Here is a 14,942-nt window from a genome sequence, read left to right as displayed (position 1 = left end):
TTTTTTTATGCTCAAGAAAAAAAGGCGTTGGTTTCCACCAACACCAAAATTTATAGAACCAAAAAACCCCAAACTGCGGATACCGACGCAGGCTGGGGTTTTTCTTTACGCTTCCACTCTCTTTTTAATTTTTTTGCTGAGCTGCGGGTGATCCAGATAACACTGCGTCACGCTGACGATCATGTTGACATCGTAGGATCCACCGATGGAATAAGAAAGCTTCATAATGTCTCTGGTCAGATCTTCCAGATCATCGCAATCAACCTGACTGGCCTGAAGCTTCCGGGCTACGATTTGTTTGCAGGATTCCAAATCCTGCACGGTCGCAAAATCAAACAGGATTGATTCTTTCATGTCATTTCCCACCCTTTGATTCAATCATAGCATAATATTTTGAAGTTTCAATTAAATTGAGATGACCGGAAGAAATAACCATGGTAAAATAATTCAGGAATTATCGTATTTTTTAGATAGGGGTATTTATGAAGCATATATTCATCGTAAATCCGACTTCCGGCAAAGGGGACGGAAAACGGGCTGCGGCCGCGATTCGAAAAGAAATCGAACAGAATCATCTGGACGGCGAAATCCGACTGACTGAATACGCCGGACACGCTCAGAAGCTGGCGGCGGAAATCCAACCGGATCCGGAAACGATCGTCTATGCGGTCGGCGGCGACGGTACGATCTGGGAAGTGCTCAACGGTCTGCCGCAGGGATTGCGCATGGGCATCCTGCCCAGCGGCACAGGGAATGACTATTACCGGATGATCGACCGGCGCAAGCTTCCCTTCGCGCAGATGCTGCACGAAACCATTCAGGGCAAACAGGTGGAGGTTGACTTTGGGCAATGTCATCACTGGCGCTTCCACAACTGCACGACGCTGGGCTTAGACGCACGGGTCAACGATCTGGCAATCAAATTATATCAGAATTACCCGCTCCCGCGGTTTTCCGTCTACGGGCTGGCAGCGGTCCTGTGCGCGCTGAAGCCGGCGCCGTTTGAACTGGTGTTAAAGACGAAAACGGAGACAATCCGGCAGAAAGCGATCATCGCCGCCGTGATGAACGGCAGCTGCTATGGCAATGGCTTTATCGCTGCGCCGCAGGCGGATCTTCAGGACGGCTTATTCGACGTCTGCATCATTGAACCGCTGACGTTATGGGAAACGTTATGTCTGATGCCGAAATACAAACAAGGCAAGCACACCCATTTGAAGCAATGCAAAATGCTGCGGGCCTCTGAAATTGAGATTCATGTCGACAAGCCGATCTTAATGCAGTCGGACGGCGAGGGCTTTACCTCCAATCATGTGCAGATCACGACCGGACCGTACAAGCTGCCGCTGATCGTGCCGCAAGCTTCACCGTTAAAAGCTAAATAAAAATCCTGAATTCTGACTTTCATAAAGCAGCACTCAGGATTTTTTCTCTGTCTAATCTCCTTTTCAACGCCAGTCATCAGCGGATAATCGCTTCAAAACGTGCATGAATCAAATCAGCTAAGAGTTGCGGCGCCATTTCAATCTGCGTGCCGATCTGACCGCCGCTGAAGAGAATCGTTTCATAATCCAAAGCCGATGAGTGAATCACCGTCGGAAACAACTTTTTCATACCAATCGGGCTGCAGCCGCCGCGGATATACCCGCTGACACCCAGCAGATTTTTAACCGGAATCAATTCGACAGCCTTTTCATTGACCGCCTTCGCGGCTTTTTTTAAATCCAGCTCCGCCGCCACCGGAATCACAAATACATAACAGGCTTTGCTTGACGCCTGCGTGATCAGCGTCTTGAAAACATGCGCCGGATCCTCGTTCAGCATCGCCGCCACGCTCACCCCGTCGACCGCTTCCTTATCGTGGTGCGGATAGGTATGCACCTGATAGGCAAGCTTCTGCTTGTCCAACAGCCGCATCGCGTTCGTCTTGACTTCTTTCATCGCTTACTCCTCTTTCCATTTCATGAATTCCGGATTTATTATAGCACGATCCTCCAACAGGAAAAGAAAAACCATCCCCGCACAGGAGGATGGCTTGCTTTAACCCCAAAAATTAATAGTTGGTCGGGCGCAGCATGAAGTAGCTCTTCGGATGCGCACAAACCGGGCAGACTTCCGGAGCGCTTTCGCCGATGTGCAGATGTCCGCAGTTGCGGCACTCCCAAACCTGTTCGCCTTTGCGGACAAAAACTTCGCCGCTTTCAATGTTCGCCAACAGCTTCAGATACCGTTCTTCATGCGTCTTTTCGATCGCAGCGACGCCTTCCATCGTCTTGGCAATCGCGTCAAAGCCTTCTTCGCGAGCTTCTTCCGCCATCTTCGCGTACATATCGGTCCATTCGTAATTTTCACCGGCTGCCGCGTCTTTCAGATTGTCAACTGTCGAAGGCATTCCGCCATGCAGCAGCTTAAACCACAGCTTCGCATGTTCTTTTTCATTATTGGCCGTATCTTCAAACAACGCCGCGATCTGCTCGTAGCCATCCTTTTTCGCCTTGGACGCATAGTAGGTATACTTGTTGCGGGCCTGGCTTTCACCGGCGAATGCGGTCATCAGATTCTGTTCAGTCTTTGTGCCTTTCAAATCTTTCATGTTAATCTCTCCTTTTCTTTAGCGGCCAACCGATTTACAGTTGGCAATGAGTTGACAGCCCGCTTATGCGCGCTGCTCTCTACCCTCTATTTTACCAGAGATTTCCAGAATTGCCAGAGTTAGCCTGAAGAAAGTTCGAAACTCGGCAGGATTACACGCCGGATAATCGGCGCAGCAGCGATTCGCCCCGGCAGAACAGATAGCAGCCCATGCCCGCTGCCAGAGCTGTCATTCCCAATGCAATCACCGCCATCATCATAGCCGGCTCCAACGGCGCCCAGAACAAGAGTGCGGCAATGATCAAAAAGCTGAACCCCATCCCGGCAAAGACGGTGATCATCGTGCTCAGACTCTGCTTCACCACGACGATTTCCCGATCATAATCAAAGCGCGGAAAGTGCAGGTTGACGATCAAACCGAACAAACCTGAGCACAGCGCCGCCAACAGGGTCAGTGCCAATAAAAGCAAGGTTGTGACCGGCGCAAAATGATACACGAAGCTCAGGATCAGAATGCTCAGCCAGCTGACCGGCACGTTAAGCAGCAGGTTCAAAGCCAGCTTCGCTCCCAGATAGCGGTTGGCCGGAATTGGCAGCGATCTTACAATCCAGAAGTTTTTGCCTTCCAGCGAGATCGAAGTCGCCGTGATGGGACAGATCATCGCGCAGAACAGACATGCCGCCAAAAGCAACATCGCAACCGGGTCGGCAAAGGCGCCGAAATCAGCGCCGCTTTCCAGCATGACCTGAACCATCAGATCCTTCTGCACCGCCAGCAGCACCGCACACAGCGCCACCATCACCGGGCCGACCATCGTGTTCATCACTAACGATGTCGAACCGAAATACCGCCGCAGCTCCTTGCGCAGCAGCGCCGCGTTCATCGAAGAAGCCTCCAGCTTCACCTTCCCACCGGCTTTGACCGGCGTCGTCCGCGCTTTCTGATTCAGCGCGTTCCAGATCGGCGCGATCAAAACAAGAAACAGAATCAGAACCAGCGAAGAAAGTCCGATCAGCTTCAGCAGCGCAAAGAGATTCCCGTTGATCATCGCCATCGTCAGCCAGTACACCGGAGCCAGCCACGTCTGAATCGGCTGAATCAGCGCGGCAAGGTCCTGCGCCTGCCCGGTCTGTCCCTGAAACAACGTCATGACTGTCATCAAGCCGATCACCATTCCCAACGACAACACGTTGCGGATCAGCACCGGATGTTTGAGACGGCTGGAAATCAGACGCACGGCAACCGCCGCCAGACACGCCACACTCATCGGTACGATCGGCAGAAACAGCTGGCCGATCAGTCCATACAGCAGAAATGTCGCGGGCATCGCATAGCGCAGCTGAAACAGCGCCATCATCGGCAGCGTCAGAAACGCGCTGTAGATCAGCATCATCGCAACTAAAGCGACCAGTTTGGACATCAGGATCTGACGCCGCGTCAGCGGCATGCTTGCCAACAGATCATAATCCTGAAAGTCAAATAAATACCCTTGCGCGTGATAGAAACCAAAAACCAGAATCAACCCGAACGCTGCGCTCAGCATCGACAGCGGGATCAGCATGTTCAGTTCCGTCGGCACACTTTCGATCATCGCCCAGCTGTATAAGCCCGACAATCCGATCAGCATCGCCGCCGCCAAAAGCACCAGCAGGGAACTGAATTTCTTCCGGCCGCCGAAGGTGCGGGCCATCTGCCAGATCAGCTGCTTCAGCGAAAGCCGGATCAGGACAAACGTTCTATTCATGATCGGCCAGCTCCAGGAACACCTGTTCCAGCGACTGGTTGCCCGTGACTTCCTCCATCGTACCCAGCGCCGCCAGACGTCCATCTTTTAAGATCCCGACATGATCGCAAAGCTTCTGCGCGACTTCCAGCACATGCGTCGAGAAAAAGATCGTATTACCGCGGTCGCAATGCTCGCGCATCAGTTTTTTCAATAAGAAGGAAGCTTTCGGATCCAGACCGACAAACGGCTCGTCCAATACCAGCAGTCTTGGTTCATGCAAGAATGCGCTGATCAAAGCCAGCTTCTGCTTCATGCCATGCGAATAACTGCTGATGGGCATCGCCAACGCCCCTTCCAGCTCAAACAATGCCGCATATTTCCGGATCCGCTTCGTCCGGGTTTCTTTGTCAATCTGATAGATGTCGGCCACGAAGTTGAGATATTCATCTCCGCGCATGATATCGTAGAGATCCGGATTATCCGGGATATATGCGAGATTCTGTTTGCATACTAGCGGTTCCTGACGGATCGAATGCCCGTCGATCCAAATTTCGCCCTCGTCGAAGTCCAGAATCCCGACGACCGATTTGATTGTCGTTGTTTTGCCTGCGCCGTTGGGACCGATGAATCCGAAGATCTCGCCGTTTTCGCACGTCAGATCGAGATGATCCACCGCCGCCTTGGCGCCATAGCGCTTCACTAAGCCTTTTATTTCCAGCATTTTACTTCTCCTTTTCCTTTTTCCTGAACAACAGCCAGGAATAACCCATCGGCAGCAGCGCCGCGGTAAAAATCAAAATCAAGATGACCGCCGTCCGCCAGGCCAGCGGCGCAAAACAGCTCAGCAGAAGCAGTACGCCCACCACGCAGAAGCAATACCCACCGAAGCGCTGGGTTTTATTCCAGTTATCGGGATCGTCGAAACTCCAGATCGTCTTCACGCCGACCAGATAGTTCTGCCTGATTTTCGGCATGACGTTGCCCAGCGCCAAAAACATCAAACCGGTCATCACCGGCAGCAGATATTCGCCATTAATGAACGCAACGCCGAAGATCTGACCTAAAATCCAGCCGTACATCAAAAACAGAAAGACTTCCGTCACGCCCAGGATAACGCCGTAGGACTTTTTAAATTTCTCGTAATTACGCCGCCGCGGATCAATCATCGGCGAAATCATCATGAGTGCCGGAAGCAGAAACAACATCGCCGGGAAAATCCAGATCATGATTTTCGGACCTGTATCGTCCGCCAGTCCCTGAACGTCAAAATGCGTCGGGATTATCTCCGGCAAAGCAGGCCACACGATCAAAGTGATCACGACTGCCAGCGCCGGAAGAATTAACAATTTCCAATTAAAGAACGCTTTCAACTCAATCCCCACTCTCTTTTTCCTTGATGAACCCTAAGGCCCAGCCCAGCACTTCAGAAAACACGCTCATGTTCAATTCATAATAGATGAACTTGCCGTCACGGTCATCGCTGATCAGATCCGCCTTCCGCAGCACTGCCAGATGATGCGATACCGTCGCGTTGGTCATCTGAAAATGCGAGGCGATTTCACCCGCGGTCAGCCGTTTCTCCTTTAACAGCTCCAGAATCTCACGTCGTGTGGGATCGGATAAAGCTTTAAAGGTCTCCTGCATCCCCACTTCTCACTCCTCCATTCATTTAGATAATTATCTAAATGTATTATAGAGGTACCTTCTATCCTTGTCAATTCTTATTTTTCTTCTTTTCTTTCTTCTGCAGAACGATTGCCCGGACTTCCCAATCAGAGTAAAATAAGATTAACGCCAAAACAGGCGAAGGAGAATGTTATGTTGGAATTTAAATTTGACACCCAGCTTTTAATTGAAGGCGAGCATCTTTCCGAAGATGCGATTCATGATTACATCACGGAGAATATCGAAGGCGATTGTCTGTTAGCCGTCGGCTACGACGAATTGATCAAAATTCACTTTCATACCAATACGCCTTGGAAGGTGCTGGAATATTGTGCCAGCCTGGGCGAGATTCATGATATCGTCGTTGAAAACATGGAACGTCAGTCTCAGGGGCTGCAGGGTTAATCGCGGACGGCTCCGTCCGTGAATGAACAGGTACTCGTTATGGAATGGTTAATCGTTCTGTTTTTCTTTTTATTTGGACTGGTGATCGGCTCTTATCTTAACGTCGCAATCTATCGCTTACCTCTGCGGCTGTCGACGGCGAAAGGCCGCAGCTTCTGTCCGCAATGTCATCACACCTTGTCCGCGATGGATCTGATTCCGGTTCTCAGCTGGCTGGGGCTGCGGGGAAAATGCCGCTATTGCCACGCGCCGATCTCACCGCGTTATCCGCTGATCGAAAGCTTAACTGGAATTTTGTATGCGCTGTGTGGTTTCTATTACGGGGCTACGTTCACCGCCGTGCTGCATTGTTTCTTTCTTTCGATCTTGATTGTCATGGCCATGATCGACCTGGATACGATGGAAATCCCCGACCGGCTTTCCGTTTTCATTCTGATTCTCGCCGTGATCGCCCTGGCGCTGGAACCTGCCTCCATCCCCAGCCGGATTCTGGGCGCGCTGATCATCAGCGTCCCATTCTGGATCCTGTCGCGGTTGAACGCGATGGGCGGGGGCGATGTAAAAATCATGTGCGCCGCCGGGTTTTATCTGGGTGCGCCGTTGGTTTTAACAGCGTTTGTCTTAAGCAGTTTCATCGGGGCGATCGCGGCGTTGTATCTGATGATTTGTAAAAAAAAGGACCGGAAATCTGAAATTCCCTTTGGTCCTTTTCTGGCGGTCGGCCTGACGCTCAGCGTGCTTTGGGGCAACGCTCTGATTCAGGCTTATCTCACCTTGTTCTAAACGGCAGCGCAAGCTGTCTTTTTTTAAAAGTAATACGTCGAAGCCGAAGGTGCGTAAGACAGGTATTGCTGCAGATCAGCTTCCTTCAGACAGCGCTCATGCGCTGTTTTTTCAGAGATCTTCCCTTCCTGCACCAAACGTGCCAGATCGTAATCCATCTGCCGCATCCCGGCCTTCTGGCCTGTCTGCAAGACGCTGCTGATCTGATGCGCTTTGTTTTCACGGATCATGGATGCGATCGCATCGTTGGTCAGTAAAATCTCAAAGGCCGCCAACCGGCCCGGCTGATCCTGACGGACTAACAGCTGCTGGGTGACGACGCCTTTCAGCACGCTTGCCAGCTGGACGCGGATCTGCCCCTGCTGGGCTTCCGGAAACACGTCGATAATGCGGTCGATCGTACTGACTGCCGAATTGGTGTGCAGCGTGGAGATGACCAAGTGGCCCGTTTCCGCTGCCCGGATCGCGGCCTGAATCGTTTCAAAATCACGCATCTCGCCGACCAGAATAACGTCCGGATCTTCACGCAGCGCACTGCGCAGCGCATCCGCAAACGAAGAAACATCCACGCCGACCTCACGCTGATGAACAACGCTGGACGCATGTTCAAAGCGGTATTCAATCGGATCCTCAATCGTAATGATATGCGCTTTGCGTTCATGCGAAATCGAATTGATCATGGCGGCCATCGTCGTTGACTTTCCGCTTCCGGTCGGCCCCGTAACCAGCACCAATCCCCGCGGCAGCGTGGAAAGCTTGCGCACAGCTTCCGGAATCATCAAATCATCAAAAGAAGGAATCGTATTACGCAAAAGACGCAGCGCTGCGCATGGATTGCCTTTCTGATAATAAGCGTTGACACGCACGCTGTAGCCATGCGCATCCTGGAATCCAAAGTCCAGATCCCCTTTCTGATATTCTTCCTGCTGAATCCGGTTCATGACCGTCGCCAGCATCGAGTGAATGTCTTCCTTCGTTAAGGGTTCATCCCCAATGATTGTCAGTTCCCCTAACATTCTTGCCACGACCGGCAGGCCGACCGTCAAATGTAAATCGGTACAGTCCATTGCCCGTCCCCGATCCATCCAAGCTTGTAAATCCATCGTGATCACCTCATTTATACTGTTCATTGTACGCTGAAATGGGGAGAAAGAAAAGAGAGCGGTTACGCTCTCGATTTGAATTATTAGTTTGTTCCTGCAGAAGCTTCAGGTTCTGGCATTGGATAACGTCCCTCAGTATTACCTGTTCCATACTTCACATAATCTTCAGCTGGATTATAGGAACATGTCCCTTTTGGTGCTGCATCTTCCCAAAACACTTTGTATACCTCTACAGTATCATCACACATTTTAACAGTTGCATCATCTTTACCATACATTCCCGTAGATTTCGCAGTTTCTGTAGCTTTGATTGCCGTATAGATTGCTCTAGCATTTGCTGTGTTCGCCGTCTTTGTAGCTTCATCAGTAAATCCTGTCAGCTTCGGCACCAACATCAACATCAAAGCGACCAAAATAGCGACGACGACGATCAATTCAATCAGGGTAAAACCTTTCTTGTTGTTCTTTGCACTCTTCCTCATAATTTTAATATTCCTTTCATATTGAACACTATCATTATATCACGGTTATTGTAAAAGAGTTATGATAACCGTGTAAAAAATTTAAGTTTTTTGTAATAATCCAATTAGGATTCCGAATTAAATCGTATAGATGACCCGCAGCATTTCTTCCATCGACGTCTGTCCCTTGATAATCATCTTCACCATTTCCTCCGACAGCGTTGTCATACCAGCTTTGATAGCGGACTCTTTAATTTTATTCGTATCATTTGAGCTGACGATCAAATCGCGGATCTCAGCGGTCAGCGGAAGGATTTCAAATAACGCCGTCCGTCCTTTATATCCGGTCTGATTGCAGCGGGCGCAGCCATGAGGTTTGTAGATCGGTCCGGTATAGCCGCCAAGCAGCTGACTTTGTTCCGGCGTAGGCATGACCTGCTCCTTGCAATGCGGACATAGCTGACGGGCTAAACGCTGGGCAACGATCCCGACAACGGAAGAAGACAGCAGGTAAGGTTCCACCTTCATGTCTTTCAAACGGGCAATGGCCGTGGCGCTGTCATTGGTATGAATGGTAGATAAAACGTAGTGGCCGGTGATTGCTGAACGGACGGCGATTTCCGCGGTTTCTTCATCTCGGATTTCGCCGATCATGACGATATCCGGGTCCTGCCGCAGAATGGAACGCAGGGCTGAAGCAAAGGTTAATCCGGCCTTAGCGTTGACCTGAACCTGATTGATGCCCATCATTCGTTTTTCAACCGGGTCTTCAATCGTAATGACGTTGACTTCCTCTCTTGCCAGTTCATTTAAAATAGCATACAGCGTCGTGGTTTTGCCGCTGCCGGTCGGGCCGGTAAACAACAGAATGCCGTAAGGTTGATGAATCATGGACTCCATCAGATCATAGTCTTTCTGCTGCAGGCCAAGATCTTTTAACGTTGTGAGCTGCTGCAGACTGTGGCCCAGCAGACGGATGACCATCTTTTCGCCATAAACCGTCGGCAGCGAGGATAAACGGATATCCAGACTCTTGCCGTCGATCTGACTTTCAATATGACCATCCTGCGGGATTCGTTTTTCCGCAATGTTCATGTTCCCCATAATCTTGATTCTCGTAATCAAAGCCTCATGCACGGACTTCGCGATTCGCGTGAATTCATGCAGAACACCGTCGGTTCTGAAGCGGATCACCGTCGTCATTTCAAACGGTTCGATATGAATATCGCTCGCCCCTGTTTCATAAGCCTGACGAATCATGTTGTTGACAAACTTGACGACCGGCGCGTTATCGACACGCTGCGTCAATTCGGAAAGCTCATCGTTCAGCGCCAAGTCCTGATCTTCCGTCAGATCCTTCTCAATTTCGTCGATCGCGCTGCTGACATTGGCCTGCGCGTAGTTCCGCCGGATCGCATTCTCAATCATTTCCTTCGGAGCTAAGACCGGAGATACCGGAATACCGCAGGAAGCCTTGATATCTTCCAGTGCATAGAAGTCAAGTGGATCGCTGGTCGCCAGCTGCAGGGCGTTGTTCTTGATTTCCAGCGGCATGACCTGATACTTCTTCGCAACGTCTTCGGAGATCAGCCGCACGATATCGCTGCTGACATTGATCTGGAAGCCTTCGTAGACCGGAACGTTCAGACGCACGCTCAACGCTTTCAGCTTCTTTTCTTCCGTAATATAGCCTAATTCAATTAAGACGTCGCCCAGACGGTTGCCGGGATGTGCTTTCTGATGCGCCAGCGCGCTGTTCAGCTGTTCCTCTGTAATGTAACCCTGTTCCAGCAGCAGCTGGCCGATCGGAAGATTTTTCACTTGTCTGCGCCTACCTTTCTATCGCGATATAGCCCTCTGACAGGACAATGCTGAAATCCTGGCGGCCATAATCAATATTCATACATTCGACCGCTGATTCCGCGCGATATTTTTCACCATTCTTATTGAAGATCAGAACGATTTTCACTGTCGTCGTATCGCTGTCGTAATCTTTTATCGCTGTGGACAGCTTGATATCCACTTTGTAACCGTTGTAAAAATCTGGAGAATACAGCGCTTTTGGCGTCCCCCCTGGAAAATCCCAGACCTGCAGCTGACCGTTGACAATGCTGTAAACAAGAAAGTTCCGGCCATATTCATCTTTAAATTCCGTAATTGATTTCTTTTCACTGACAAGGGATTTCGCGGTCTGCATCGGCTTGCTGATCTGTTCGATCAGAATTTGCGCTTTGTCTTTGAGATCGGTCTGCAGCGCGCTTTTCTGATAGGTTGCGATCATCGGCCTGAAGATCGCGGTCAAGCCAATCACCAGCGTCGTTAACAACCCGACGACCAACACCATCTCAATCAGCGTAAACCCACGCTTCTTCATGAAGGATCCGCCTCAAAATAACGATAGTTAACACGCCCCTTAGCATCGGAATACGTCTTCATTTGTCCGGAAATGGAATAGCTTTGTCCATCCAGCGAGAAGGTCAGCGACGCGTCCTGCGGCGTGATTTTAACGCCGGCAATTTTTTCACCCGCAATCGCCTTGCGCACTTTTAACTCGCTGCGGCTGAGGCTGTCCGATTCCATCGTCAAGGATACGCCGGAAGTAAAAACCTTCGTCAGCGAAGTCACGATAATCACCAGAATGCCTAACGAGATCACAATTTCCAACAAAGTCATGCCGCGTTTATTCATGGCAGATCCATCCTTTCCTTATGGTTGATAATAGTACAGGTCAAAATAATAGGCATCCTCTCCGCCTAATTTAAATACCTCATAAATATCCGCATTATTTCTCGCCTTCAGGTTGACGCTGCTGACAAGTTCGCTGTGCTCGAACTCACAAGCCTGCAGCCGACCATTCATCGTGATATTTTCAGCCTCAAAAATAATCTTGGGCGCAAAAACACTCACATTGACGTCACCCTGAATTCGAACCGGATGGGTAAAAACGAGGATAATATTTTCGCTGTTCAACAGATTCGTCGAGACCTGATCGCTGAGCACAGGATTTTCATCTTCAATAAAAAAGACCGGCCGATAAAATTTGTTTTCGCTTTCAACGATCAGCTGATGTGGCATTTTGGCTAAATTAACGAACGAAATATCCAGTGTTTTCCCGTTTTTAATCTGTAATTTTTCCAGATTTGGATTTGAAAATTCATAAAATATCGCTGAATCCTCCGTGATTTTAATCTCTATCTCGGCATCCGATGAAGTAACTTTACGATAGCCTTCAATGCTTTCTATTTTTCTGGGGATTACCGAAAGATGAAACAGATACTTTTCAAAAAGAGCGTCTGTGGATTGAATTTGCCGAATTTCTCCAGTATAAGAAGCGTTCTCTGATTTAAAGCTGCCGGTATAATAGATCGCTCCCGTCACCGTGGCATTCTTCAACACAAGATCGCCTTTACAAATGACGTCGCCGTCGATGACGACTTCTCCCGGTGTATCGCTGCCAATCGTCGCTTTTGTGTATTCAGCCGGTTCTAAGACGACATTGCCGTCAATATGTCCGGTGACCACAGGATTCTTAATGTTCCGGTAAATTAAGACAACTTTCGGATCCAGATTTTTCTGTAATTCATCGGGTTTTTCATCTTCAGAACTGATGTTTCCGTTTACATTCTGCTGCGTTAGCGTCAAATCAGAAATCGCATTGATCCAGAAGCTGGCCGAATGATCCGTTGGAATCCGGCATTCGTTAATCAGGACGGCGCGTTTCGACAGGCCATCCTTACCGGTAATCTCTCTTTCGATCCCGTTGGGATCAAAGAACTGATTCATGTATTTTGTTGCCTGCACAACAGCTGTCATCTGGGACGTCTTTCCTTCATATTTCGACTGCGCGCTGATGAGAAGATGCTGCTTTTCCCATAAAAAATACTCATGCGATTCATAGAACGGATCCAGCGTAATCACATACCGGTATTCGCCACGGCCGCCATAGCTGGCCCAATCACTCACAACCTGATCTTGAGTTCTTTGTACAACCTTGATCAGCGTCTGCCGCAGATTTTCTTCATCCAGCTGCGTGATCAGCGCCTCCACTGCGCTTTGGGCAATATAATCCGCCTGCTGCTGGGTCACGTCCGCGGCCGTCTGCTGAAAAGCCCGGCGGGAAAGAGGAATCAGAGCGGCGGCAAAAATCAGAAACACCATAAAAAGACAGATTGTCAGCAACAATGTGCTTCCCTGTTTTGACCGCATTGCGACACCCCCTTTCTCTTTAGTTAATCGTTAAACGTGTAGAACTGGATATGAAACGAACCCTGCATCTGCTTTTCTTTCTCGTTCACCGACAGAGACGTAATCGAAATGACCTGCGGCAGCTGCTGGATCTTATCCATCGCGCCGATCATCTGATCCATCGAACCAGTGACCGTGAAATCCGCTTCCACCATCAGCACGACGCTTAATGCCTGTTCGCTGCCGGGAAGCATCGCATAGGTCAGATCCGAGATCGTCAGAGAATCCCATTGTTTGATAAAATCGGCCATCGTTTCATACAGGTATTCGTCTTTCAATTCCGAATACTTCGGCGGCACGAAGCGGTCGGCCAGATTCTGCAGCTGAACCGCCAGATCCACATGATCCTGATTCAAGGCGTCCAGCATGTCGATCATCAGCTGCTGCTGCGCCAGCTCGTCTTCAATCTGAGCGCGCTCGCTGACTAAATCCTCATGTTTTTGCTGCATCGGGGTCAAAATAAACTGAATGCCAATCACGTTCAATAACATAAACGCCAGGACGACCAGTAAGATTTTCTCACGTTCAGAGAGTTTCATTCCGCGTCCACCCCTTTCAGCGTCAATGTGATCAGGAAATTGTAGTTCTTCTTGCTTTCGTTATAGGTAAAGCCGGTATAATTCACATCCGCAAACCAGTTTGTCGAACGCAGATCCTGCGCGTATTGAGATGGGGAAAGCCGGCTGCCTGCCGTACAGGTCAGCTGAACGGCCAGACCATCCTGAACCTGCAGTCCGCTGATCGCGACGTCCTTGGGACGCAGCGCCTGAATCTGCTCGAACAGCGTCTTGGAAAACTGTTCAGTCTGTTCGCTGTACTGCAGCACCTGAAGCGCGTCTTCAATCTGCTGACGGGTCAGCGTATTTTCACTCGACAGCATCAGCGCGTCGTCATACTGCTGCAGCCGCTCGGGCAGCTGCAGCTGCGCCTGCACCTGCCTGATCGCGTTGTCCTCAATCTGATTCAAAGCGAATTGCCGATAGCAAAGGATCGCAAGAAGGAAGGCGTTAACGACAAACAGCCCGAGAATCACGCGCAGGCTGCGGCGCCGTTGGTAAGCCTCGGTATAGCGCTGATGATCAATTCCCCTGAACAGGTCGTAAGGCCGCGCCAGCATCGCCAGACCATATACCGCGCAGACCTGCGAGGAAACCTCGGATGCGCTCAAGCCGCTGACTGCCGGGAAGATCTCGGTCGGCAGCCGCAGCAGCTGCGTCAGCTCGCCGGCGATTGACTCGGCGTTCTCCGGCACACCGACCCGCACCAGCTCCACGGGCGAATCGGGATTCTTAATCCGCTGGAATTGGACAAGCTGGGAAATCCGCTCGTTCATGACGGCCAGCGGCGTCTGATTGCGATCAAAGCGGAACACGTTGGAAAACATGAAGCGGCCGTTATTGAATAAAACCGACGTGCAGACTTCGTCCGAACACCACGAATAAATCGCGGTCTTTTCTTCATTTAACCGCATTCCCGCCTGGATTAACGCCAGCGTCGAGGTGATCATCCGCTGCGGCTTGAGGCCCGCCGCTTTCAGCGCTTTGCTGTAAGTATCGCCATACGACTGCGGGACGACGACCGTCAGACTTTCGCTGCCGTTTTCCGCCTGCGGCAAAATCGCGTAATCAACGGTATTTTCTGTGATGTTGCCGATCTGGCGGGCCAAATTGAAATAGAGGTTCTTTTCCAATGCCTTCGCCTTGAGTTTCGGCGTTTCGATCTGACGGTAGATCACCGCCGTGCTGTCGGCAATCACCGTTACTTTTTTGCCTTTGAGTCCCAGCTCGGAAACCATCGTTTTCGCCCATTGGGCAAAGGCTTCCTCATTCTGGATAAAGCCGTTGATCAATAAACCTTCGGGAATCGCGCAGGAATGCGTGCGCTGAACCTCCAGCGCATGTTTTTTTGCTTTTCCCCAAACCACAACGGCATGCCGCTGCATAATATGCAATAGTATCATA

At 50.3% G+C, this 14,942-nt stretch carries 18 protein-coding genes; 3 read left to right on the top strand and 15 right to left on the bottom strand.

The genetic code is table 11. From position 1 onward, the window contains the following. Window positions 1-105: 105 nt before the first annotated feature. Window positions 106-354: a hypothetical protein gene (locus tag I2G61_RS10730; RefSeq protein ID WP_072684325.1), complete on the bottom strand. Its 249-nt coding sequence runs from the start codon at window positions 352-354 to the stop codon at window positions 106-108. Between the two features lie 128 nt (window positions 355-482). Here I2G61_RS10730 and I2G61_RS10725 point away from each other — a divergent pair, with 128 nt between their 5' ends. Further along, window positions 483-1,385 (top strand): diacylglycerol kinase family protein, encoded by a 903-nt coding sequence (locus I2G61_RS10725; RefSeq protein WP_195548263.1) that lies wholly within the window; start codon window positions 483-485, stop codon window positions 1,383-1,385. A gap of 76 nt (window positions 1,386-1,461) precedes the next feature. Here the strand turns inward: I2G61_RS10725 and ybaK are convergent, their stop codons facing one another. The 6 genes from ybaK to I2G61_RS10695 all read right to left on the bottom strand — a co-directional run bounded on the left by ybaK (window position 1,462) and on the right by I2G61_RS10695 (window position 5,969). Then, window positions 1,462-1,941, bottom strand: a complete 480-nt coding sequence (gene ybaK / locus I2G61_RS10720) for a Cys-tRNA(Pro) deacylase (RefSeq protein WP_072684323.1) — start codon at window positions 1,939-1,941, stop codon at window positions 1,462-1,464. 112 nt (window positions 1,942-2,053) lie between these two features. Continuing rightward, window positions 2,054-2,593, bottom strand: coding sequence for a rubrerythrin (rbr, locus tag I2G61_RS10715; protein ID WP_006059148.1), 540 nt, complete (start codon window positions 2,591-2,593; stop codon window positions 2,054-2,056). 151 nt (window positions 2,594-2,744) lie between these two features. Beyond that, window positions 2,745-4,337 carry a hypothetical protein gene (locus I2G61_RS10710; protein ID WP_195548262.1) on the bottom strand — a complete coding sequence of 531 codons (1,593 nt, stop codon included), beginning with the start codon at window positions 4,335-4,337 and terminating at the stop codon, window positions 2,745-2,747. Next, complete coding sequence (locus I2G61_RS10705) at window positions 4,330-5,040, bottom strand: ABC transporter ATP-binding protein (RefSeq protein WP_072684320.1); 711 nt, start codon at window positions 5,038-5,040, stop codon at window positions 4,330-4,332. The genes I2G61_RS10710 and I2G61_RS10705 overlap by 8 nt, the downstream gene beginning before the upstream one ends. A gap of 1 nt (window position 5,041) precedes the next feature. After that, window positions 5,042-5,701, bottom strand: a complete 660-nt coding sequence (locus tag I2G61_RS10700) for an SdpI family protein (RefSeq protein WP_072684319.1) — start codon at window positions 5,699-5,701, stop codon at window positions 5,042-5,044. Then, a complete protein-coding gene (locus I2G61_RS10695; RefSeq protein WP_039864372.1) occupies window positions 5,691-5,969 on the bottom strand; it encodes an autorepressor SdpR family transcription factor in 279 nt (92 codons plus the stop codon). The genes I2G61_RS10700 and I2G61_RS10695 overlap by 11 nt, the downstream gene beginning before the upstream one ends. Before the next feature lie 168 nt (window positions 5,970-6,137). Between I2G61_RS10695 and I2G61_RS10690 the strand changes: the two genes are divergently transcribed. Together I2G61_RS10690 and I2G61_RS10685 are read left to right on the top strand one after the other, a co-directional pair. Next, the gene (locus I2G61_RS10690; protein WP_072684318.1) at window positions 6,138-6,389 is read left to right on the top strand and encodes a kinase to dihydroxyacetone kinase; all 252 of its coding nucleotides are present in this window, start codon (window positions 6,138-6,140) and stop codon (window positions 6,387-6,389) included. 39 nt (window positions 6,390-6,428) lie between these two features. After that, on the top strand, window positions 6,429-7,172 hold the full coding sequence (locus I2G61_RS10685) for an A24 family peptidase (RefSeq protein WP_072684317.1): 744 nt from the start codon (window positions 6,429-6,431) through the stop codon (window positions 7,170-7,172). Between the two features lie 23 nt (window positions 7,173-7,195). On the opposite strand, the gene I2G61_RS10680 is transcribed toward I2G61_RS10685, so the two are convergent. From I2G61_RS10680 to pilM, 8 genes are all read right to left on the bottom strand, one after another. Beyond that, window positions 7,196-8,275, bottom strand: coding sequence for a type IV pilus twitching motility protein PilT (locus tag I2G61_RS10680; RefSeq protein WP_072684316.1), 1,080 nt, complete (start codon window positions 8,273-8,275; stop codon window positions 7,196-7,198). Between the two features lie 83 nt (window positions 8,276-8,358). Beyond that, window positions 8,359-8,757 carry a type II secretion system protein gene (locus I2G61_RS10675; protein ID WP_072684315.1) on the bottom strand — a complete coding sequence of 133 codons (399 nt, stop codon included), beginning with the start codon at window positions 8,755-8,757 and terminating at the stop codon, window positions 8,359-8,361. Between the two features lie 117 nt (window positions 8,758-8,874). Further along, entirely contained in the window at window positions 8,875-10,557 is a 1,683-nt protein-coding gene (locus tag I2G61_RS10670) for a GspE/PulE family protein (RefSeq protein WP_195396457.1), read from the bottom strand. Between the two features lie 10 nt (window positions 10,558-10,567). Next, window positions 10,568-11,110 carry a PilW family protein gene (locus tag I2G61_RS10665; RefSeq protein WP_072684313.1) on the bottom strand — a complete coding sequence of 181 codons (543 nt, stop codon included), beginning with the start codon at window positions 11,108-11,110 and terminating at the stop codon, window positions 10,568-10,570. Beyond that, window positions 11,107-11,424 (bottom strand): prepilin-type N-terminal cleavage/methylation domain-containing protein, encoded by a 318-nt coding sequence (locus I2G61_RS10660; protein ID WP_072684312.1) that lies wholly within the window; start codon window positions 11,422-11,424, stop codon window positions 11,107-11,109. Before I2G61_RS10660 ends, I2G61_RS10665 begins: the two co-directional genes overlap by 4 nt. 18 nt (window positions 11,425-11,442) lie before the next feature. Beyond that, on the bottom strand, window positions 11,443-12,942 hold the full coding sequence (locus I2G61_RS10655; protein WP_072684311.1) for a hypothetical protein: 1,500 nt from the start codon (window positions 12,940-12,942) through the stop codon (window positions 11,443-11,445). A 23-nt stretch (window positions 12,943-12,965) separates the two neighbouring features. Continuing rightward, window positions 12,966-13,520 (bottom strand): type II secretion system protein M, encoded by a 555-nt coding sequence (locus I2G61_RS10650; protein ID WP_072684310.1) that lies wholly within the window; start codon window positions 13,518-13,520, stop codon window positions 12,966-12,968. Continuing rightward, window positions 13,517-14,941: a pilus assembly protein PilM gene (pilM, locus tag I2G61_RS10645; protein WP_139248603.1), complete on the bottom strand. Its 1,425-nt coding sequence runs from the start codon at window positions 14,939-14,941 to the stop codon at window positions 13,517-13,519. Before pilM ends, I2G61_RS10650 begins: the two co-directional genes overlap by 4 nt. Window position 14,942: the final 1 nt, after the last annotated feature.

Origin of the sequence: Holdemania sp. 1001095H_141210_F2 (assembly GCF_015558105.1) — a bacterium.
In the GTDB taxonomy this organism is placed as follows: domain Bacteria; phylum Bacillota_I; class Bacilli_A; order Erysipelotrichales; family Erysipelotrichaceae; genus Holdemania.
The sequence above is the reverse complement of the archived record's forward strand: the minus strand, read 5'-3'. Positions and strand labels throughout refer to the sequence as shown.